This window comes from Ilyobacter polytropus DSM 2926, assembly GCF_000165505.1.
Taxonomy (GTDB): Bacteria; Fusobacteriota; Fusobacteriia; order Fusobacteriales; family Fusobacteriaceae; genus Ilyobacter; species Ilyobacter polytropus.
On the sequence record NC_014633.1, the window covers coordinates 176,924 to 198,841 of the forward strand.

Here is a 21,918-nt window from a genome sequence, read left to right on the forward strand (position 1 = left end):
TAACAAAAAAAATGTTTCATTTCAGTACTGTTTTATTTTTTTACATTCATTGCAAGCAAATACTTGCTTGCTAAAAATAGTCGGACATTTCATAAACACAGACTTATTTAAATTAAAATTAGAGAAAGCATAAGGGGGTTAACAATGAAAAAAATATTTAACAAAATGACAAAATTTTCTGTGGGAATAATGCAAAAATATCTTCCTGATCCATTTATATTTGCTATAATTTTGACCTTTATAGTATTTGTTATGGCATTATTTGTGACTCAGTCTTCACCTTTAGCAATTATCGAGGCGTGGAGTAAGGGACTTTGGAGTTTATTGTCTTTTTCAATGCAGATGGCACTGGTACTTGTGACAGGAACTATTTTAGCAACTGCGCCTGCTTTTAAAAAAATATTAGGTAAAATAGCTTCTATTCCAAAAAATAAGATTCAAGCTATAGTTGTTGTAAATTTCATTTCTTTGATAGCTTGCTTTATAAACTGGGGGTTTGGTTTAGTAATAGGAGCAATTCTTGCAAAAGAAGTTGCTAAAAAAGTAAAGACTGTGGATTATCCATTATTGATAGCTGCTGCCTATTCTGGTTTTGTAGTTTGGCATGCTGGACTGTCTGGTTCTATTCCACTAAAATTAGCTTCAGGTGGGAACCTTCTTGCTCAAACTGGAGGAGCCCTTTCAGAGGCTGTTCCTACAAATATGACAATATTTTCAACAATGAATATAGTCATATTTGCAATAATATTATTTACAGTACCTTTTCTGTTGGGTTCAATGAATCCAAGTGAAAAAGATACTAAATTAGTTTCATTAGATCTTTTGAATGATGAACAGCCCAAAGCAAAACTTGATATAAAGACAATTACACCTGCCCAAAAGTTAGAAAGCTCAGTTGCGATAAACTATATGCTAGGAGCTATGGGTTATGTATATATATTCTCATATTTTATAAAAAATGGATTCAGTCTTAACTTAAATATAGTTAATTATATATTTTTGTTTACAGCTATTATCTTACACGGGACACCTATAAATGTTGTTAATGCTGTAAATTCTGCTGCTAAGAGTACAGGAGGAATAATCCTTCAATTTCCTTTTTACGGAGGTATAATGGGGATTATGACCTTCGTAGGACCAAATGGGACTTCCATAGCTGCTGCTATGTCAAACTTCTTTGTGAATATATCAACCCAGACTACTTTCCCTGTATTTACATTTTTTAGTGCTGGTTTAGTTAACTTCTTTGTCCCAAGTGGAGGAGGACAATGGGCTGTTCAGGCACCGATAATGATGCCTGCAGGTGCACAATTAGGTGTAAGTGCAGCTAAAACTGGTATGGCAATAGCTTGGGGAGATGCTTGGACAAACATGATCCAGCCATTCTGGGCGTTACCTGCATTAGGTATAGCAGGTTTAGGAGCAAAAGATATTATGGGATATTGTTTGATGGTTCTATTCTATACCGGAGTAGTAATATCTTTAGGTCTTGCATTTTTATAATATTTTTAAAAGCAAGTTTAATTCTAAAATTGTGTAGATATCAAAGCTATTAGACTACCTAAGATCTATTCTTTTTTATTCAATAAATAAACAGGCTTTCAGAAATAAATTTTCCGAAAGCCTGTTTATTGTTTAGTTTACAATTATGCAAAATTTTGGTTTTAGTCTCTTTTTAAAGTCTATCTTATTCCTTCCTTAGATAGATAAACTCAAATCTTAGCCTGGTCCTATTTACCTAGGAATAGCGTTCTAAAATTCTTTTAGGCTATCTACAGAGGCAGCTAGTATATTATTTTACTCTTTTAAAGTAAACATATTACATTAAGTAAAATGAAGAGATATACATTATCAAGAGGTCTGAGATATCTAACCGATACTTTCAAATTTTTTTACTTCTCTAACAAAATTTCTAGCAGGTTCTTTTTATGATATGGTAATAAAAAACCCCCTCTTAATTACATCGATACCCTGGTATCATTTAATAATTAAGAGAGGGACTCAAGAGAGAAAAAATATTTACAATAGTATTATTTTTATCCCCAACCTAGTAGTTTGTATTTTTCTTCAATAACTTTACGCATTTCTTCCATTGGCCTTTGAACGAGCTCAATTCTGTCAAAGGTATTTGGGTTGTCTTTAAGGAAATCTCTCAATGTGTTTCCAAATGCCATTCTAACAGCGGTTCCTATATTCATTTTTCCGATACCGTAATAACGCATTTTAATAAGTTGTTCGTCTGATATTCCAGTTGATCCGTGTATAACCAATGGAACTGAATTTAGATTTTTAATTTCTGAGAGTCTTTCAAAATCAATAATACCATTTTTCTCTTCCATTCTATGGACGTTTCCTACAGCTACAGCAACACAATCTACATCTGCTTCTTCATACATTTTTAAAACCTCTTTAGGTTCTGTCAATTTTTCATCAACTTTTATGTCAGGGTTGCTATATGCAACACATCCAACCTCAACCTCAAAAGAAACATTGCATGCTCTACAAAATTCACTGATCTCTTTAGATATTTTTATATTATCTTCTAAAGGTAAGCTAGAGCCATCGTACATTACAGAAGAATAATTAGCTTGGATAGCGGCTACAATTTCGGATTTTGTTTTACCGTGATCTAAGTGAATACATATAGGCGCTGAAGATTCATGAGCCATTTTTCCATATAAAGCTCCATAATATTTAACATCCATAAAATTTGCAGCATCCCTGTTTGTCATTAAAATCACCGGAGCATTTAAGGATTCGGCAACTTCAATTACCATTTTAGCATCTTCATAACCAAAGACATTAAAACCAGGAATGATGCGATTTTCATCAATGGCTTTTTTCATAATATCATTAAGATTGACTAGCATTTAATGCCTCCTTTTTATAATTTATTATAAAATGGTTTATTTCTTCTTCGGTAGGCATAGCTTCAGAACAACTGTTTTCTTGAACTACAATAGCAGCAGCTCCAGCACCATACTGCATGGCTTCCTCTATACTCTTACCCTTAATCATGCTACTGATAACGCCACCAGCATATGAGTCTCCTGCTCCTTGTGTCTTCAGAGGCTTAACTGGGAATACTTCTCCTAGTTTTTTATCGCCATTTTTCAAATATGCTGTAGATCCGTCGCTTCCTCTTTTTACGATCACCAATTTTGATGAATTATTTAACCAATATTTGGCAGTCTCATCATCATCTTTATTCCCTGGAAGGTCGACTCCTTCTAAGACATCAAATTCCTCTCTAGTTCCTATTATAACATCGCACTTTTCAGCAGCTAGACTGCAGTATAATGATGTTTCATCTAGAGAATTCCATGTGTAGGGTCTGTAATCAACATCAAAGAATACGATTGTCTTATGTTTCTTGGCGTATTTTAGTGCTAATAATACAGCTTCTCGAGATGGTGATGCAGCCAATGCAGTTCCAGAAACTACGATGGCTTTAGAATTTTTAATATATTCTTCTGAAATATCATCCATTTCAAGTTTTAAATCCACAGCATCTGAACGATACATGATAATATTACTTTCTTTAGGGCTCTTAATCTCAACAAATGCTAATCCAGTTTTATGATTATTTTTATCGATAATTAAGCCCTCTGTGTCAATATCCTTAGATTTAAAATAATTAGCAATATACTTTCCAAAGGAATCGTCTGCAATTTTACCTATGAAACCAGTATTCATTCCATATTTTGATGTTGCCACCGCTATATTAGCTGGTGATCCACCTACTGTTCTAGTGAAACTCTCAGTTTCTTCCAGTGGTCTGTTAAACTCATTTGGGTTAAGGTCTACTCCTATTCTGCCGATTGCAATTATATCTAATTTTCTATCTTTTTGAAATATAATTTCACTCATAATATCTCTCCTAATAAATTTTATTTTGTAATGATTATAATTTAATACCAGAACAACTTTTTAAGCAGCTTTTTTATTTCTACTCGCGTCTAAAACTACAGCTCCTACAATGATTAAACCTTTAATAATCTGCTGCCAGTATGGAGATACTCCTAATAACATTAAGCCATTATTCAAAACACCTATTATTAATGCTCCGATAATAGTTCCGGAAATAAATCCAGATCCACCACTCAAGCTTGTTCCTCCTATAACTGCTGATGCGATGGCATCTAACTCGTATGAGAGCCCTGAGGTAGGATTTCCAGAACTAACACGTGCAGTAAGTATTAATCCACCTATTGCTGACATAAGCCCCGCATAAGTGTATAATATAACCTTAACTTTCTTAACATTTAATCCACAAATTAATGCAGCCTTTTCGTTTCCACCTATCGCATAGATGGTTTTACCAAATTTAGTTTTTCTGAGTATTATATGAGAAATTAGTCCCATCAGTAAGAAGATTAAAACCGATACTGGTAGCCATCCGATTTTTCCGGCTCCAATGTAGAGAAAACTTGGATTTATATGTCCGATAGGCTTTCCTCCGGAATATAACAACGCCGCTCCTCTAGCTATTGTCATCATTCCCAATGTTACAATAAATGGAGGGATTCCAGTTTTAGCAATGACTACTCCATTCACCGCTCCGCATAGAGCTCCCGCAAATAATCCTGCTAATATTGCGATAAATACATTTCCACCCATAGTTGCAAAACTAGCACTAACTACACCGACCAGAGCGACCACTGATCCTGATGACAGATCGATACCTTCTGTAATTATAATTAAGGTGACTCCATAGGCTAATGTTCCAATTACTGCAACCTGTTTGAAAATGTTTATAATATTTGCAGATTTTAAAAATACTGGTTTAATTGAACTGACTCCTATGACCATCAAAAGTAAAATTAACACCATTCCATATCGTTTTGAATAATCATTTAGTTTTTCTTTTGAAAAAAATCCCTCTTTAGATTTAGGTAATTCTAAGGTTTTTTCACTCATCTGATTCCTCCTACAAATTTTGTTTATAGAACTTTAATTAGTTATTGCGAAAACATTTCATATCCAAAGGATTTATTTGATGCAATAAATCCTTTAGATTATTTAATATTACTTAACAGCTAACGCCATTATATTTTCTTGTGTGGCTTCTTCTCTGTTTAATTCACCTGTTATTTTTCCCTCGTGCATGACTAAAACTCTATCACTCATTCCTAATATTTCAGGTAATTCTGAAGATACCATTATTATAGCCTTTCCTTGAGATGCCAATTCACACATAAGTGCATGTATTTCAGATTTTGCTCCTACATCGATTCCCCTGGTGGGTTCGTCTATTATCAGAATATCTGGATCCATAAGCAGCCAACGTCCTATCAATACCTTTTGTTGGTTTCCACCACTTAGATTACAAACTAACTGATCAATACTAGGTGTTTTTATTCTAAGCTTTTTTCTTTGTAACTCACAATTTACTCTGATTTTTTTTTCGTTTAAAAGTCCGGCACTTGTCTTATAGCTGTTGTCATCTGGCATAATTGTGTTGTCTGCTACAGAAAGGGGAAGGAACAGACCTGTTCCCTTCCTGTCTTCAGTTAACAATCCTATCCCCAGGTCCATAGCGTCTCTGGGCGATTTAATATTAACTTTTTCACCCTTGATGTATACCTCTCCAGACACCGATTCTCTTATTCCAAAAATAGTTTCCATGACTTCAGATCGCCCTGCACCCATCAAACCTGCAAATCCTATAATTTCCCCGGATTTTATGGAAAAATTAATATTTTTAAATAAAGTTTTATGCGTTAAATCTTTAACTTCTAACAAGGTTTCCCCAAATTCTTCCACATCTACTTTTGGAAACACATTATTGACTTCACGACCTACAAGCATCTTAATTATTTCCTGTTCGGTTAGTTCATCAGAAAGACCGGTACCAATATATTTTCCATCTCTAAAGGTGGTACATTCATCTGTAATTTGGAAAACCTCATCCATTTTATGGGTTATATATATGATTGCTACACCTTTAGCTTTAAGCTTTCTTATCATTTCAAATAACTGAGCTACTTCTTTTTCCGTAATAGCTGAAGTAGATTCATCCATTATAATCAGATCAGCATTATAGGATATTGCTTTTGCAATCTCGACTAATTGAGTATAAGCTGTTGATAATTCACGCATCTTTTTATAAGGACTCAGTTTGATGTGCAATCCATCGAGGAGCTCCTGAGTCATTTGATATAATTTTTTTTCATCAACTATTCCAAATTTAGAAGGTTCTCTTCCTAAAAATATATTTTCCGCTACTGTCATCTCTGGAATCGGACTTAATTCCTGATGTATCATCGCAATTCCTGCATCTAATGAATCTTTGGTATTTTTAAAATCAACTTTTTCACCTTTAAAGTATATCTCTCCACTATCAGGCCTGTAAATACCGTTTATTATTTTCATTAGAGTTGACTTTCCGGCTCCATTTTCACCCATAAGACCGTGAACTGTTCCCTTTCTCACTTTCAAATGTACTCCGTCAAGAGCTTTGACTCCTGGAAAGGTTTTAGTTACATTTTTCATCTCAAGAAGAAATTCTGAACTCATATTTACATCTCCTTTTATTCCCAAATTGCTATATATTTATCTACGTTTTCTGAAGTTACTGGCTCGAATGGTACTTCTACAAACTGCTCTACCTCTTCACCTTTCAATTTTTTTAGTGCAGCATCAACAGATATTTCAGCTGTACGGAAAGGGCTATAGAATAAAGAGATATCCATCAATCCATTTTTTACATATTCTAATGCATCAATAGTTCCGTCGATAGCTGCAACAGGCATATCTTTGATTCCTGCTCCCTCAAGGGCTCTGATTGCACCTATAGCCATCTCATCATTGTTAGCTACTATCGCATCTAATTTGACTCCAGATTGTAGCCAATTTTCTGCGATTTCCATACCTTTAGCTCTGTCCCATAGACCAACTTCTTCTAGCACAATGCTTAAACCTTCATATTTATCTATTACTTCTTTGTTTCCTTCTGTTCTAAGGATTGTGTCGTCCTGACCCAAAGTTCCTAACATTAATCCTATGTTACCTTCGTTTCCTAGTAAATTAGCCATATATTCCATCTGCATGATACCACCGGATTTTGCATCTGAACCGACAAATACTTCTGCATCTTTATAGTTTCTATTTACCCCGATCAAAGGAATTCCAGCATCCTTACAAGCATTAATAATTGGTTCCGGAGCTGTAGGGTCTACCATAACTATGAGTATTGCATCAACCCCTTGGACAATTAGGTTCTCTACGTTGGCTAGCTGGATAGCCGAGTCACTTTTAGCATCTGTAAAAATTGTTTCCACTCCAAGTTCCTCGGCATAAGTTTTAGTTCTTTCATTAAGGTAAGTCATCCATTTTTGAGAATATTCGTTTGATGCTATACCTAAAACAATTTTCTTAGATCCGGAAGCTTCTTCTTTCTTTCCACACCCTATTAATGAACCCATAATTACAGTTACCAATAAAACTAATGATATTACTTTTTTCATTTAATTCCTCCTTAAGTTATGTTATGTTCTAATTTTTTTTAAATAAAGCCTTGCTAAGTTCCGTTTAGTTATTTTTTGTTCTGATCACCTCCGATTTTTTCATGATTTTTTTATCATTACTAGAGTCTAGTTTCAAAAAAAAGTTTTGTCAAGTATAAATTTGAGATAATTTATGTTCTGTTATAGTAGTTTTTGATCTTAAAAAAATACTTTTATTTATTTTGAGTTCTTCTATTGACAAGTTGGGTAACTGGTTGTAATATGATTAAAAAGTTAGATTAAGAACCAAAACGAACTTTTGAAACAACCAAAACGAAACCAAACGAAAACTCAAATCAAAAATGGAGGTATTTCAAAACAAGAAAGTCTATAATTTAAAATTAACAAAAATACTATACATAAAATAAAATATTAGGAGGTATATGACATTGAAAACTATTAAACTTACCACAGCTCAGGCTTTAGTTAAATTTTTAGATAATCAATATGTAGAGTTCAACGGTAAGCAAGAAAAATTCATAAAGGGGTTTTTCACTATATTTGGACACGGAAATGTGGTTGGATTGGGTCAAGCTTTGGAAGAATATGAAGGTGACATGATAATTCACCAAGGTAGAAACGAACAGGGAATGGCGCAAGCTGCAATAGGCTTCGCCAAGCAAACTCACAGAAAACAAATTTATGCTTGTACTTCGTCAGTAGGTCCAGGTGCTGCTAACATGGTTACTGCAGCTGCGACTGCAACTGCAAACAGAATTCCTGTGCTTTTACTTCCAGGAGATACTTTTGCAACTAGACAACCTGATCCCGTACTACAGCAGGTAGAGCAATCAAGTGACCTAAGCATAACTACAAATGATGCCTTCAAAGCTGTATCGAAATACTGGGACAGAATCAACAGACCTGAGCAACTTATGACCGCTGCTATAAATGCAATTAGGGTACTTGTAGATCCTGCTGATACTGGTGCTGTTACACTTTCTCTTCCTCAAGACGTACAAGGTGAAGCCTACGAATACCCTGAAAGCTTCTTCCAAAAAAGAGTTCATAGAATCGAGAGAACTCCTGCAACTGCAGAAATGTTAAAAGATGCAGTTGAACTTATGAAAGATAAGAAAAAACCTTTATTAATAGCTGGTGGTGGGGTAAGATACTCTGAAGCTGCAGCTGTATTAAAAGATTTTGCTGAAAAATTTGAAATTCCATATGCTGAAACTCAAGCAGGAAAAAGTGGAAATACCTGGGACGACAAGTACAATCTTGGAACTATAGGTGTAACTGGAACAGAATCAGCAAATGTAATTGCACAAAACTGTGACCTGATTATAGGTGTAGGTACAAAATTTAATGATTTCGTAACTGGATCTAAGTGGCTTTTCGCGGATAAAGAAATACTTCAAATCAATATAAACTGCTATGATGCCTACAAACTTGATGCGGTAAAAGTTGTTGCCGATGCAAAAGCTGGACTAGGAGCACTTTCTACTGAACTTGAAAAGATAGGTTACAAATCTGGATATACAAGCGAAGTTGACGAAGTTAAGGAAAAATGGGAAACTGAGTGGCAAAGACTGGCAACAGTAAAATACTGTCCAGAAGGTTTTGTTGCTGAAAATCCAGGACAATTGGATCACGTATTAAAAGAAGTGGCAGAACAAACAGGGTCTTGCTTGACTGTAACAGAAGTTTTAGGTACTTTAAACGACATTCTAGCCGACGATGCAATTGTAGTTGCGGCAGCAGGAAGTCTTCCAGCTGACCTTGGAAGAATGTGGAAATGTAAAACTCCTAATGTATATAACATGGAGTATGGATATTCTTGTATGGGATACGAAGTTCCTGCAGCACTTGGAGCAAAACTAGCTGCACCAGAGCAAGAAGTTTACGCAATGGTTGGAGATGGATCCTATATGATGCTTCACTCAGAATTACCTACAGCTATCCAAGAGGGGAAGAAAATCAATGTAATCATGTTTGACAACATGGCTTTTGGATGTATAAACAACCTTCAAATGGGAGCTGGAATGGGAAGCTTCGGTACTGAGTTTAGACGAAGAAACCCTAAAACTGGAAAACTTGATGGTTCATTGGTTCCTGTTGACTTCGCAATGAACGCTAGATCTTACGGAGCAGTTGGGTATACAGTTAAAAACCTAGATGAGCTGAAGGCAGCTGTAGAAGACTCTAAAAAACAAACAGTATCTACTTTGATAGACATTAAAGTTCTTCCAAAAACAATGACTCACCATTACGAGACTTTCTGGAGCTTTGGATGTGCTGAAGTTGCTAAAAAGAAGGAAGTAGAGGAAACAGCTAAAGGATTAAAAGAAACACTTAAAAAAGCTAGACAATATTAATATAGATAAAATCGTAGCCGAAATATTTTTATTATACTTAAGATTTTATTAAAAGGGGGTATTGAATGATAAATACAAATAGTAAAATGGATTTAACAAAGCATTTTATAAAATTAGGGTGTGCGCCTATAAACTGGACAAATGATGACTTACCTGAATTAGGAGGAGAATTAACATTTCAGCAGTGTTTAAGTGAGATGGCTTTAGCTGGATTTTCAGGGAGTGAGATTGGAAATAAATACCCAACTGATGTAGATGAACTTGCAAAGGCATGTGACATCAGAGGCATGCAAATATGTAACAAGTGGTTCAGTTGCGAATTTACAACTAAACCTGAGTTAGAAACATTAGAAGCATTTGAAAAAACTACAGATTTTTTAAAGGCTTTAGGGGCGAAAGTAGTTGGTGTGTGTGAGACAGGTAAGACTATCCAGTGTGATATAGATAAAAAAATGTTTGATGATGCCCCTGTTTTAACTGAGGAAGAATTTGAGAAGATAGCTCAAGGTCTAAATAAAATGGGTGAAATAGCTAAATCAAAGGGAATGAAAATAGGTTATCATTATCACATGGGAACTGGTGTCCAATCATTGGCTGAATTTGATAAATTAATGAGTATGACAGATCCAGAGTTAGTGGGTGTTCTTTTTGATACTGGTCATGCTACATTTGCTGGAGAATCTGCTGCAGAAGTTTTAAAAAAATATATAGACAGAGTTGTCCACATTCACTTTAAAGATGTTAGAAGTGAGATGCTTCAAAAGGTAAAAAATGAAAAGTTAAGTTTTTTACAAGCTGTAAAGGGTGGTATTTTTACTGTTCCAGGTGACGGAGATATGGTTGACTGGGATTATATCTTTGAAATTATAAGTGCAAGTAACTATGCTGGGTGGATAGTTATTGAGGCAGAGCAAGATCCTGCAAAGGCTGATCCCCTTGAATATGCAATAAAAGCTAGAAAGTTTATAACCGAGAAAACAGGCTTATAATATTAAATAATCACTATAAAAGGAGTTAACCATGAGAAAATTAAAAGTGGGTATTATAGGAGCAGGAAGAATAGGTAAAGTTCATGCAGAGAGTATACTTTATCATGTTCCTGAAGCAGAGGTAAAAGCAATTTCAGATATCTCTATGGATTATGTTCAAAATGTTGCTGATTCATTGGGGATACCCAATGCATATGATGATTACAAAAAAATACTTGAGGACCCAGAAATTGATGCTGTATTAATTTGTTCATCGACAGATACTCATTCACCTATTTCAATAGAGGCAGCCAATGCCGGTAAGCATATATTCTGTGAAAAGCCAATTGATTACAACCTTGAAAGAATATATAAAACTTTAGATGTTGTTGAAAAATCAGGGGTGAAATATCAAGTAGGTTTTAACAGAAGGTTTGACCATAATTACGCTAGAGTGAATGAGGTCATAAAAGAGGGTAAAATTGGTACTCCACAAATAATTAAAATTACATCTAGGGATCCTAAACCTGCACCTATAGAATACTTAAAGGGATCTGGAGGAATGTTTTTTGACCTAGCAATACATGATTTTGATATGGCCAGATTTCAAGCTGGAAGTGAAGTAAAAGAAGTTTATGCAGTTGGAGATTGTCTGGTTGATCCGGAAATTGGAAAGATAGGTGATATTGACACTGCTGTTACTACTTTAAAGTTTGAGAATGGAACCATTGCAGTTATTGATAATAGTAGGCAGGCAGTTTATGGATATGATCAAAGAATAGAAGTCTTTGGATCTAAAGGTTCTGTAGAAATCAAAAATGATACGGCAACAACTACAATAATTAGGAATGAAGATTCTATACAGTCAGAAAAACCTCTTTATTTTTTCTTAGAAAGATACATGGGTTCTTTTGTAGAAGAAATAAAACAATTTATCAAGGCTATTGTTAATGACACTGAGGTCCCTGTAGTTGGTTTTGATGGCTTACAGCCTGTAAAAATTGCTATGGCTGCCACTTTATCTGTGAAAGAAAAGAGACCTGTTAAAATATCTGAGATAAAGTAAATACAATATGAAATACACTAGGATTATTACTGAATTTGTAATGTTTCTAAATCATAGAGTATAATAATATTGTACATAATTTGTTTATAAATTTGAAAATAAGGTGATTTTATGTTTGCAGTACAGAGATTAGAAAGAATTATGGAAATGCTTTATGAAGAAGAAAAAGTCCAGGTAAATAATCTAGTCAAAATTTTAAATGTTAGTGATGTAACAATAAGAAAAGATCTAAGGAAATTAGAAAAAGATGGAATTGTCATAAAAACTCACGGTGGTGCTGTGCTGAAAAAAGCTGAGGTAGTAAGTGAGAAGGACAATATCGGAGAGGCAGATTTTACAAATAGAAAAAAAGATGTTTTAGCAAAACTTGCTTGGAATTATATAAAAAATGGTGACACGATTTTCTTGGGATCAGGTTATACTTGTGTTTCTATGGCGAAACAAATTCCAGATGATTGTAATATATCAGTTATCACAAATAATATCGAAGCTATTCCTTACCTAAAAGATAAATGCAATACCTTAATCTTAATAGGTGGAGAAGTTATTACTCATGAGCGTAACTTTTTCACGTATAGTTCAGAAATTGATGATCAGTTGAAATCATATAATATAAATAAAGCTATCACAAGTTGTTCTGGCATAGACTTGAAGTTTGGTGTTTCTTTTAGTACTGAGGCGAGTAAAAAAATTATATCTGCTATTTTAAAAAACTCTCAGATTTGGTACTTGATTGCCGATAGTTCCAAATTCAACCTTGTATCCCCATATAAAATTTCTGATATAGAGGCTCCAGAGATGATTATTACGGATACTAAGCTTGAAGAATATGAAAATTTATCTAATGTCGTAAAATATAAAAAATAATTTTTAAATAGAATTATAATATAGTGTTATTACATGCAAGTAAGTACATAGCGACATTTTTAAAAATAGTAAAGAAAATAACAGAAGGGATGAAATAAATTAATAAAAGGAGTAAAAAATGAAGATTAAACAACCTGTTGGCGGATTTTCAAAGGGCTATAATGGAATGACTGAAATTAATGGTAAATTTAGTAATATGCTTATGAACTATGGTATATTAGAACTTGAAGCTGAAAAAAGCTTTAAATTTGATGAAAAACTTGAAAAAATAGTAATTTTACTTTCAGGTGAAATTGAAGCAAGATTTGGAGATCAAGTTGTTAAGGCATCTAGAGAAAGTTGTTTTGATAATTCAATATGGTGTTTAAATGTTGATGAAAATACCGATTATGAATTAATTGGAATTTCAGAAAAATCAGAACTTGCATTAGTTAGTACACAAAATAAATTAGCATTTAAACCACATATCTATGATCCTTCAAATACAACACAAGAAGTTCGTGGAGAAGGTACAATGGAAGATGCTGGAAGACGTATTGTAAGAACAAGTATGGATAAAAAAATTACTCCTCATAGTAATATTATGTTTGGAGAAGATGTTCATTTCCCTGGACGTTGGGCAGGATTCCCTTCTCATAGTCATAATCAACCAGAAATTTATTTTTACAAATTCTTGCCTGAAAATGGATTTGGATTAATGAAACTTGGAGACGAAGGGGAATTACTAGAACAGAATGATACAATTACAATTGATCCTGATTTAGTGCATCCACAAGTTGCTGCACCAGGATATGCAATGTATTTCTTATGGATTATTCGTCATTTAGATGGGAATCCATATTTAGGACCTGACTTTGAAGAAGAACATTTATGGGTAGAGAAGCCTGGTGCTGAATACTGGCCGAACAAAAAATAATTTTTTAGGAGTGGATAATCATGAAAAAGGCATTACATACAAAATCTGTTAATGGATGCAACTTAATGACTTCATTGAGTGTGGCTAATGAGGCTGGATTTAAAGGTGTTGAAATTGTAGCGTCTAAACTAGACGATTATTTAGACCAAGGGTTCACAGCAGAAGATCTGTCCCAAGCATTAAAAGAAAAAAATCTAACTGCCCTTTCTATCAATGACATTTGTCATATAGAAAGTCCTAGGCCGGAAGCTTTAGAGAAGATGTTAGAGCAAGCCAAGAGATATTCACAAGTAGCTGAGATAATAGGGTGTAAATATATACAACTCGTTCCTTTGGTTGAGTTGAATGATAAATCTTGGGAAGAGATATTAGATATAACTTCAAGTAACGTAAAGAAAATTTGCGACATCGGTGCGGAACACGGAGTTTCATTTCAACTAGAGGCAGTAGCCTGGTCTCCATTCAGGTCTTTAAAAAGAGGGATGGCTTTAATTGAAAAAGTTGGAAAAGATAACCTTGGAATGGTTGTCGACACTTGGCATTTTTGGGCTGCAGGAGAAACTACACCAGAAGAAGTGGCGAAAATGGACCCAACTTTAATATATAATATCCATTTCTGTGATGGGAAAAAAGGTGAAGCAGATACGGTGTGGGACGAGACAAAACTAAGGGGTTATTATTTTGGTGAGGCTGATATTCCTTTAAAAGAATACTCAGATGCTATTAAAGCTTCGGGTTATAAAAATTGGTGGTCTGTTGAACTAGTTAGTTCTAAACACTGGGAAATGGATGCAATAGAAGTAGCGAAGAGGCTCAGTGACGACCTTGGTCAATATATGTAATAAAACATAAAAAACTTAAAACAAATTGAATTATACTCTTGTAATTAACGGCAATTCTTGAGGTGAGCTTTCAATATTCACCTTTAAGAGTTGCCAAGTTTTTTTTAGACTTTGAAGCTCCTCTCACTAAAATCTGTTTAAAGTATATAAAGGAGGATAAATTGATTAAAAAATATATTTACTATTTATTTGGTGTAATATTCATGTCTTTAGGAGTTACACTTACATTGATTAGCGACTTAGGAGCTGGCGGATGGGATGCACTGCCTGAAAATTTATATAAATTAACTGGAATCAGTATTGGAACTTGGGTAATAGGGATTGCATTAATATTATTAATAGTAGCCGCTATACTTAAGAGAGAATTTATTAAATATAAAGCCTTTATTACATCTATAGTTATGGGAAAACTTATTGATTTGTTTTATTTTTACTTAGAGCCCTTTAGAGAGACAAACTCTTTTGCCGACAGAATACTTTTTCTTCTGGTTGGTCTTATTGTAATAGGGATGGGTTGTGCGATCACTTTTGTTACGCACCTTCCAAAGAATCACACCGAAACTTTTGTTTTTTCTATTGTTGATACTACGGAGTTTTCTTATCAAAAGACTAAGACTTTAGTTGATATTTCTGCACTTACTATAGCTGTAGTAATAGGTTTTAAATTAAAAGATTTTTCGAATTTGGGACTCGGAACAATTCTTAATTCATTTTTTATGGGGACCATTATACATTATTGCTTGCCATTTGCCCAAAAGGGACAGGATCTCCTTTTGAAAGTAGAGAAGAGGCAGGTAAAAAAAGAGCCCGATCTATAGTTTGCTATTCTAAATATAGATTTGATTTACCTGTAAAACACTAGTTATTATGTATTATCTAGTGTTTTTTTTATTTTATTTGAACAATATTCATTCTTTTTAAGATAAAAATTATGAGTCTGGGGGCACATCTTATTTATAACTTCAGCAACCCCTCTAAGACATTTTATTCTCACTTCCTTACAAAGTGTAAAAATTTGTGACATCAATAGAGTGAATTTGTTTTTCAGTAAGGTGTTTTTGCTCAATAAAAAGTCTTTTTCGATCAAAGTTTAACTGTTTACAACCATTGATTTTGTTGAGATAAGTTGCTATAATCAATTCTATAAAGTAAGTTTGGAGGTGTAGAGATGGCAGAAGTATTCACAACAGTTTTATCGACAGCAATGGTAGTAGTGTTTTTAGTGAAAAACGAGCAAAACTAGCATTAAGTTAGTTAAACAAAAAACCGTAACTAGAAAAAAGTTTAAAAATTAAAAAATTGCAACTCATAATTTTTATTAGAATTACGTGAGGTGCAATTTTTTATTTTTTGAGATAATTTGACAACTTTTATGTATTTTCTAGAAATTAACGAACGAAAAAAACAGGTTCTCTAGGTTTTTTATTCTAGAGAGCCTGTTATACATTTAGTTGTAAGTTATTAAATAAAAAGATCTAAATGTAAAATGAAAAATATAGAGTTTAATTTATTTAAAGTTTCATTTCGTTTTTACTTGTTGTTTTTCTCTTCTCTCATAAGCTTCTTGCATTACTTCCAAAACCTCACTTAATCCCATTCGGTTTAAATTTTCAATATACTCGGGCCACTCTTTATCTATATCGGCTCCCTTTAATACCCAATTTTGAATTGATTCTGTCATATAAGGAGTAATAGTACTCCAGTACAGATCATAAATTTTTCTATCTTCTGGTGTCAATATAGGTTCTACAAATTCTTCCAAGATATAATTATTTTCCGTGTATATTTTTACACCTTTTAAGGCATCTGCATTTGTCCATTGTTTTTCATATTCGTAATCCATCTGGAATCCAATAGGGATTTGTGCGCCATCTTCCCACAATATCTGATTTACGGCTTTATCAGCATTTAATATATTCTCCTTAAATACAGGTTTTCCATTTTTCATTGTGTAATGCAGGCCCTCTAAACCAAAATTGGCTAACCTTCTTCCTTCAGGCGTGAAATAAAAATCAAAATATTTTATAGTTTCTATTTGATGATTATTTTCATATGTTATTGCCCATCCATCAGGTTTTACAGCTGCCCGCATACTTTCTTCTACCCTTTTACCATTTGTTCCCATTGGAGGAGCAATAGGTTGGAGATTAAAACCGGGAATAGCCTCACTTAAGGTTTTATTAAATCCGCCGGTGCTTGCAAACCAGTCCCTAGTGGCTCCACCGATATTTTTTCCGAACAGTATTTCTCTTGATTTTGAACCCCTTGTAAATACTTCAGGGTCGATTAATTTTTCTTCATACCATTTAATTACATGTCTCATTCCCTCTTTAAATTCAGGCTGAACAACCCCTGAAATTATTTTTCCATCTTCTTCGTAGAATGATAGATATGTGTCTGTACCACTAGTTCTGGCTCCCCACATTGTAGTGAGCCTCATAATCTCTTCCCATTGCCTAAAAAATAACGGTACTTCATCTTTTAAGCCATTTCCATTAGGGTCTTTATCTCTAAACGCTATTAGTGTTTTATAAAATTCATCAACTGTCTGAGGTTGCTTTAATCCTAATTTATCTAGCCAGTCCTGTCTTATCCAGTATCCCCTGGATGCTGTTCCGTCAACAATATAAGGTATATAGTAAATATGGCCATCTGGAGCTTTTATTGATTCTTTTACATTTGGATGATCATCAAAAAATTTTTTAATATGTGGAGCATGCTGAACGATTAAATCGTCCAGGGGAACAAGTTTTCCCTCCATTCCATATTTTATAAAATCATTTTTTCTTTCGTTCCCTCCGACAATATCAGGAAGTTTACCAGAGGCCATCATCAAGTTAAACATTTCGTTACTGTCTGTCTCTATTTTTGACGCTGTTTCAGTTAATCTGATATTGGTCAGATCAAAAGCTTTTTTTCCAACAGGACCATTTGGATCATACACATATTTATTTCTAAAATGCATATGAATTGTTAAATCCAATGGTTCTTTGGTTATTAATGTTCCTTTTAATTGTTTTGATGATTTTATTTTTGCAGTTTTATTTTTGTCAGATTCACATCCGCTTAATAAGCTCATTAATGATAAAGCTATAATTAAATTTCTTATTATTTTGTTCATTATCATTCTCCCTGGGTATATTTTGTTAATGTTTAATTATACCTGTATATTGAGATTTGATCTACTTTTTATTTTCTTAAAAGATTATTAAATGCATTCTTTCTGGAGATAGCGATCACCAATAAGTCTGAGATTTTTACAATTGATATAATACAGACCCATTGCAAAAAAACCTGTCAAGATATTGCTTAGAAGCATTCCATACCAAATACTATATTCTGACATATCAGTAAATTTTGTAAATATAATAATTAGTGGAAGCCTAAAACAATAGATCCTCATTATACTTATGAACATATTGTATTTCGTATGACCTGTTCCCTGAAATATTCCACTGGTAACTTGGAAGATTGCCCACGGGATAACAGATATAGAGTAGACACTGATTGCGTTCACCGTATGGTACAATACTGCGCTGTCACCATTAGAAAAAACTCCTGCTAGTGAGTACTTGAAAGGAAGGACAATACTGATGACGGCACATGATATTACCAATGCTGTTAAATACGTTTTCTTAATGCTCTCTTTTGCACGTTTCTCTTGACCAGCTCCCAAATTTTGGCTGATGATAGGAGCCAATCCTGTCCCAAAACCTGCAACTGCTGAAAAGAAAAGAGAATTGATCCGATTGGTAATACCGTAACCTGCCAGTACTTTTTCACCAAAACTAATAACATATTTATTTACCACTATAAAACTAAAAGCTACAGACGACTTTTCAATAACAATAGGGATACCAATTAAGAACAGAGGTATAATAACCTGTTTGCTGAGCTTCGGCCACTTGAATGATAATTTCATAACTGTCTTCCTAATAAATACATCATACACAGCATAGCAGCTTGTAAACATCGTTCCAATAATGGTGGAGATAGCCAAACTTTTGATGCCCATATTAAAATTAAAAATCAGAATATAAGTTAAAACTATTTTAATTGCCATAGCCACCAAGTTTACATTCATAGACCTCAATGTATCACCATTGGCACTTTTTATGGCTATATATGCTGAATTAATAAAAATAAATGGCGAGCTGAGAACTGTCAATCTAAAGTAAAGGTTAGCAATGCTCATGATACTTTCTGTTGCTGAAGCCGCAAGTAAAATTTCCTTTGAAAAACTAAAACATACTATAGTTATTATTATTCCTATAAATACAGCAACAGTAAATAATTGCATAGCTATATTTTTAGCTTTGTTATAATCTTTTCTACCAATTTCTCTAGCTATGAGATTTGTACCTGCTACAGACATCCCTAGGCTGATGGCTCTGATGATATTATTCAGGGGGCCTACAAATGTTATTGCAGCAATCTCCATACTACCTATATTGGAAACAAAAAATGTATCAATCAAATTATACATAGAACGCACAAAATCATTGATTGCTACCGGTACTGCCAGTAAAAAAATAGCTCTCCAAAGGTTTCCCTTTAAGATAAGATCCCTACGTTCTAACAATTTATCTTTCATTAAACCACCTTAGTTTTTATTTTTCTTTGATTGCATAAAATCTGATGCTTGGATTTTCATATTAGTTTTATTTAAAATTTTTCTTGTTTTTGATCTGGATAATTACCTAGAAAGCCATCCTCCATCAACTGCAATTGTAAAACCGTTAATATAATTTGCATTGTCACTTGCTAGAAATACACATGTCCCTGCTATGTCTTCTGGTGTACCCCAACGATTAGCAGGAATACGTGATAATATTTCTTCTGATCTTTTAGGATCATTTTGTAAATCTTTGGTGTTCTCAGTGGCCATGTAACCTGGAGCAATTGCATTGACATTGATACCGTGTTTTGCCCATTCATTTGCCATTAGCATTGTGATTCCTTTGACTCCGGATTTTGAAGCAGTATAAGATGGAACCCTTATTCCTCCTTGGAAAGATAACATTGAAGCTATATTGATAATTTTACCTCTGGTACCTTGTTTGATAAATTGTTTGGCTACAGCTTGAGATAAAAAGAAAAGAGTTTTAATATTGATGTTCATAACATCGTCCCAATCTTTTTCAGTAAAATCTAAAGAATCATCACGTCTGATTATTCCGGCATTATTGACTAAAATATCAACATGGCCAAACACATCTATTGTTTCAGATACGATGGTGTTTATTTTATCAGTTTCCATAAGGTCAGCCTCTATATGATGAAACTTTCTACCGAGGGCTTCTATTTTCTCTTTTGTTTCCACAGCTACAGAATGACCAACCCCTATAATATCCGCCCCAGCCTCTGCCAGGCCAACTGCCATCCCCTGTCCAAGTCCTCTACTGCATCCTGTAACAATGGCAACTTTACCTTTTAAATTAAATCTATCCAATATCATTTTTCTCCTCCTTTTTTATCTAAATGTTTCAATTATATTTTTTATGAATTTCTTTGTTTTTATTTCATAAAGCGCTTTAGTAAAATAACAAAAAAATAACTACTTTTATTTACCCTTAATTTCGTTATATCTCTTTGCATGATTCTCTGATTTTTAGTTCACATGGTATTATTATTTTCTTACTCTTTACTTTATCTTTGTTGTTTATTTTGTCCAATATTAATTCTGCCGACTTTTGTCCGATTTCATATGTGGATTGTTTTACAACAGTAACAGGAGTTTTCATAAGGTCGGCATTGGGAATTTCATCGAATCCGATTATTGAAAAATCTTCAGGTATATTTATATTTTTAAGTTTAAAATGTTTTAACAGGTTGATTGTTATTGCTGAATGCATTACAAAAATTGCAGTTGGTAAATTTTTATTTTTGACTATTTCCTCAAATAAAACATTCATATCAGAAGATATATCCCAAATGTGTATCAGGTCCCTGTTAAAGGGAAGTCCATTATTTACCAAAGCATCTTTATAACCTAAAATTCTGTCATGCCTAGAACGGGTATTTTCATACTCTTGTGTTATTATTGCTATATTTTTATGTCCCAAATTTATAAGATATTCCGTTGCATCATAGGCACTTTTTCTGTAATTCGATATCACAGTACTTATATCTAGATCATCATATTCCATATACATTTGAACTATAGGCATACCGCTGTTTTTTTCTTTATTTATCAGTTCATTATTTTTTCCAGATGGCACTATAAGAATACCATCAACTCTGAGCATTTTTAAAATATTTATAGATTTTTTTTCAAGTTCTGAATCATGATCGGTATTATATATTATGATACTGTAATCATTTTTTTTACAATAATCCTCAACACCTCTTACAACGCTACTTGTGAAATAACCTGTAATATTACTAACAATCACACCTATGGTTTTGGTTTTAGCTGTAGCTAGACTTCTGGCAATAGAATTTGGTATATAATTTAACTCTTCCGCTACGTTTTTTATTTTCTCTTTTGTCTCACTAGACATATATTCATATCTGCCATTCATATACTGAGAAACTGTACTAAGAGATACCCCTGTTTTCTTGGCAACATCACTCATTTTAACTCGTTTCATCAAAATACCCCTCTTTAAAAATTAAATCCAAATACAAATTATTATAATTTGTATTTGGATTTTTATTAATTCCTATTAAATTCCGAATCCTTGTCCACCTGTTACTTGGATAGTTTCTCCTGTAAGGAATGATGAGTCTTTTCCAGCTAAGAATGAAATAACTGACGCCACCTCTTCAGCCTTTCCTAATCTTCCTAGTAATATATTGTTTTTCCAAGAAGCAAATACCTCTGGTTTAGTATTTCTGATTTGATCATGGAAAGGAGTGTCGATTGTTCCAGGTGATACTGCATTTACCCTGATCCCGTCTGCTGCCAAATCCTTTGCCAGAGCTCTAGTTAGTGCCTGAACTCCTGCTTTTGAAACACCGTAAACACCAGCTCCAGGACCACCGGCGTTCCAACCGGCGATTGAAGTGAAATTAATGATCGAAGCATTTTCTCCCTTTTTTAAGAAAGGGATTGCTGCCCTTGAAGCAAAGAAAGCAGAGTCAAGGTTTAAAGCCATTACAAATCTGTAAAAATCAGTAGTCATTTCTTCAAAACCAGACCTTCCTCCCAATCCCCCAGCATTGTTAACCAACACATCGATTTTTCCGTATTTGTTTCCGATTGTATTTATGTTAGCAGTGACTTCCTCTTCCTTTGTAACATCAAAACCGTAATATTCAGCTTTGATTCCTTCAGCTTCTAGTTCTGCTACTCTTTTTGCTCCCATATCATCCTCTATACCATTTAATACAACGGTGTATCCGTCTTTTCCAAGTCTTTTTGCTACTTGAAATCCTATTCCGCCTGTAGCTCCAGTTATTAATGCTATTTTTAACATTTGTCTCCTCCT

18 protein-coding genes are annotated in these 21,918 nt (G+C 33.8%); 8 read left to right on the forward strand and 10 right to left on the reverse strand.

The window, feature by feature from the left end:
- Positions 1–144: 144 nt before the first annotated feature.
- The gene (locus ILYOP_RS10785) at positions 145–1,503 is read left to right on the forward strand and encodes a short-chain fatty acid transporter (protein ID WP_013388543.1); all 1,359 of its coding nucleotides are present in this window, start codon (positions 145–147) and stop codon (positions 1,501–1,503) included.
- A gap of 533 nt (positions 1,504–2,036) precedes the next feature.
- Here the strand turns inward: ILYOP_RS10785 and ILYOP_RS10790 are convergent.
- The 5 genes from ILYOP_RS10790 to ILYOP_RS10810 form a co-directional block, all read right to left on the reverse strand.
- Positions 2,037–2,870, reverse strand: a complete 834-nt coding sequence (locus tag ILYOP_RS10790) for a class II fructose-bisphosphate aldolase (RefSeq protein ID WP_013388544.1) — start codon at positions 2,868–2,870, stop codon at positions 2,037–2,039.
- Positions 2,854–3,870, reverse strand: a complete 1,017-nt coding sequence (gene iolC, locus ILYOP_RS10795; RefSeq protein WP_013388545.1) for a 5-dehydro-2-deoxygluconokinase — start codon at positions 3,868–3,870, stop codon at positions 2,854–2,856. The genes ILYOP_RS10790 and iolC overlap by 17 nt, the downstream gene beginning before the upstream one ends.
- Positions 3,871–3,930: 60 nt before the next feature.
- Complete coding sequence (locus ILYOP_RS10800; protein WP_013388546.1) at positions 3,931–4,920, reverse strand: ABC transporter permease; 990 nt, start codon at positions 4,918–4,920, stop codon at positions 3,931–3,933.
- 108 nt (positions 4,921–5,028) lie between these two features.
- Positions 5,029–6,519 (reverse strand): sugar ABC transporter ATP-binding protein, encoded by a 1,491-nt coding sequence (locus tag ILYOP_RS10805; protein WP_013388547.1) that lies wholly within the window; start codon positions 6,517–6,519, stop codon positions 5,029–5,031.
- Positions 6,520–6,533: 14 nt separating this feature from the next.
- The gene (locus ILYOP_RS10810) at positions 6,534–7,469 is read right to left on the reverse strand and encodes a sugar ABC transporter substrate-binding protein (RefSeq protein ID WP_013388548.1); all 936 of its coding nucleotides are present in this window, start codon (positions 7,467–7,469) and stop codon (positions 6,534–6,536) included.
- Positions 7,470–7,897: 428 nt separating this feature from the next.
- Here ILYOP_RS10810 and iolD point away from each other — a divergent pair, with 428 nt between their 5' ends.
- The 7 genes from iolD (at position 7,898) to ILYOP_RS10845 (ending at position 15,303) form a co-directional block, all read left to right on the forward strand.
- Positions 7,898–9,826 carry a 3D-(3,5/4)-trihydroxycyclohexane-1,2-dione acylhydrolase (decyclizing) gene (iolD, locus tag ILYOP_RS10815; RefSeq protein WP_041921280.1) on the forward strand — a complete coding sequence of 643 codons (1,929 nt, stop codon included), beginning with the start codon at positions 7,898–7,900 and terminating at the stop codon, positions 9,824–9,826.
- A 65-nt stretch (positions 9,827–9,891) separates the two neighbouring features.
- Entirely contained in the window at positions 9,892–10,815 is a 924-nt protein-coding gene (gene iolE, locus ILYOP_RS10820; protein ID WP_013388550.1) for a myo-inosose-2 dehydratase, read from the forward strand.
- 31 nt (positions 10,816–10,846) lie between these two features.
- Positions 10,847–11,860, forward strand: coding sequence for an inositol 2-dehydrogenase (gene iolG, locus ILYOP_RS10825; RefSeq protein ID WP_013388551.1), 1,014 nt, complete (start codon positions 10,847–10,849; stop codon positions 11,858–11,860).
- A gap of 111 nt (positions 11,861–11,971) precedes the next feature.
- A complete protein-coding gene (locus tag ILYOP_RS10830) occupies positions 11,972–12,727 on the forward strand; it encodes a DeoR/GlpR family DNA-binding transcription regulator (RefSeq protein ID WP_013388552.1) in 756 nt (251 codons plus the stop codon).
- Between the two features lie 118 nt (positions 12,728–12,845).
- Complete coding sequence (locus ILYOP_RS10835; protein WP_013388553.1) at positions 12,846–13,643, forward strand: 5-deoxy-glucuronate isomerase; 798 nt, start codon at positions 12,846–12,848, stop codon at positions 13,641–13,643.
- A 20-nt stretch (positions 13,644–13,663) separates the two neighbouring features.
- Entirely contained in the window at positions 13,664–14,485 is an 822-nt protein-coding gene (locus tag ILYOP_RS10840) for a sugar phosphate isomerase/epimerase family protein (RefSeq protein WP_013388554.1), read from the forward strand.
- Positions 14,486–14,646: 161 nt separating this feature from the next.
- The gene (locus ILYOP_RS10845) at positions 14,647–15,303 is read left to right on the forward strand and encodes a YczE/YyaS/YitT family protein (protein WP_013388555.1); all 657 of its coding nucleotides are present in this window, start codon (positions 14,647–14,649) and stop codon (positions 15,301–15,303) included.
- Between the two features lie 701 nt (positions 15,304–16,004).
- Here ILYOP_RS10845 and ILYOP_RS10850 read toward each other — a convergent pair.
- The 5 genes from ILYOP_RS10850 to ILYOP_RS10870 form a co-directional block, all read right to left on the reverse strand.
- Positions 16,005–17,606 (reverse strand): type 2 periplasmic-binding domain-containing protein, encoded by a 1,602-nt coding sequence (locus ILYOP_RS10850; RefSeq protein WP_013388556.1) that lies wholly within the window; start codon positions 17,604–17,606, stop codon positions 16,005–16,007.
- A gap of 87 nt (positions 17,607–17,693) precedes the next feature.
- On the reverse strand, positions 17,694–19,079 hold the full coding sequence (locus ILYOP_RS10855; protein ID WP_013388557.1) for an MATE family efflux transporter: 1,386 nt from the start codon (positions 19,077–19,079) through the stop codon (positions 17,694–17,696).
- 102 nt (positions 19,080–19,181) lie between these two features.
- Positions 19,182–19,943: a 2-dehydro-3-deoxy-D-gluconate 5-dehydrogenase KduD gene (kduD, locus tag ILYOP_RS10860; protein WP_013388558.1), complete on the reverse strand. Its 762-nt coding sequence runs from the start codon at positions 19,941–19,943 to the stop codon at positions 19,182–19,184.
- A gap of 124 nt (positions 19,944–20,067) precedes the next feature.
- Positions 20,068–21,078, reverse strand: coding sequence for a substrate-binding domain-containing protein (locus ILYOP_RS10865; protein ID WP_013388559.1), 1,011 nt, complete (start codon positions 21,076–21,078; stop codon positions 20,068–20,070).
- 75 nt (positions 21,079–21,153) lie between these two features.
- Complete coding sequence (locus tag ILYOP_RS10870) at positions 21,154–21,906, reverse strand: SDR family NAD(P)-dependent oxidoreductase (protein ID WP_013388560.1); 753 nt, start codon at positions 21,904–21,906, stop codon at positions 21,154–21,156.
- Positions 21,907–21,918 lie beyond the last annotated feature (12 nt).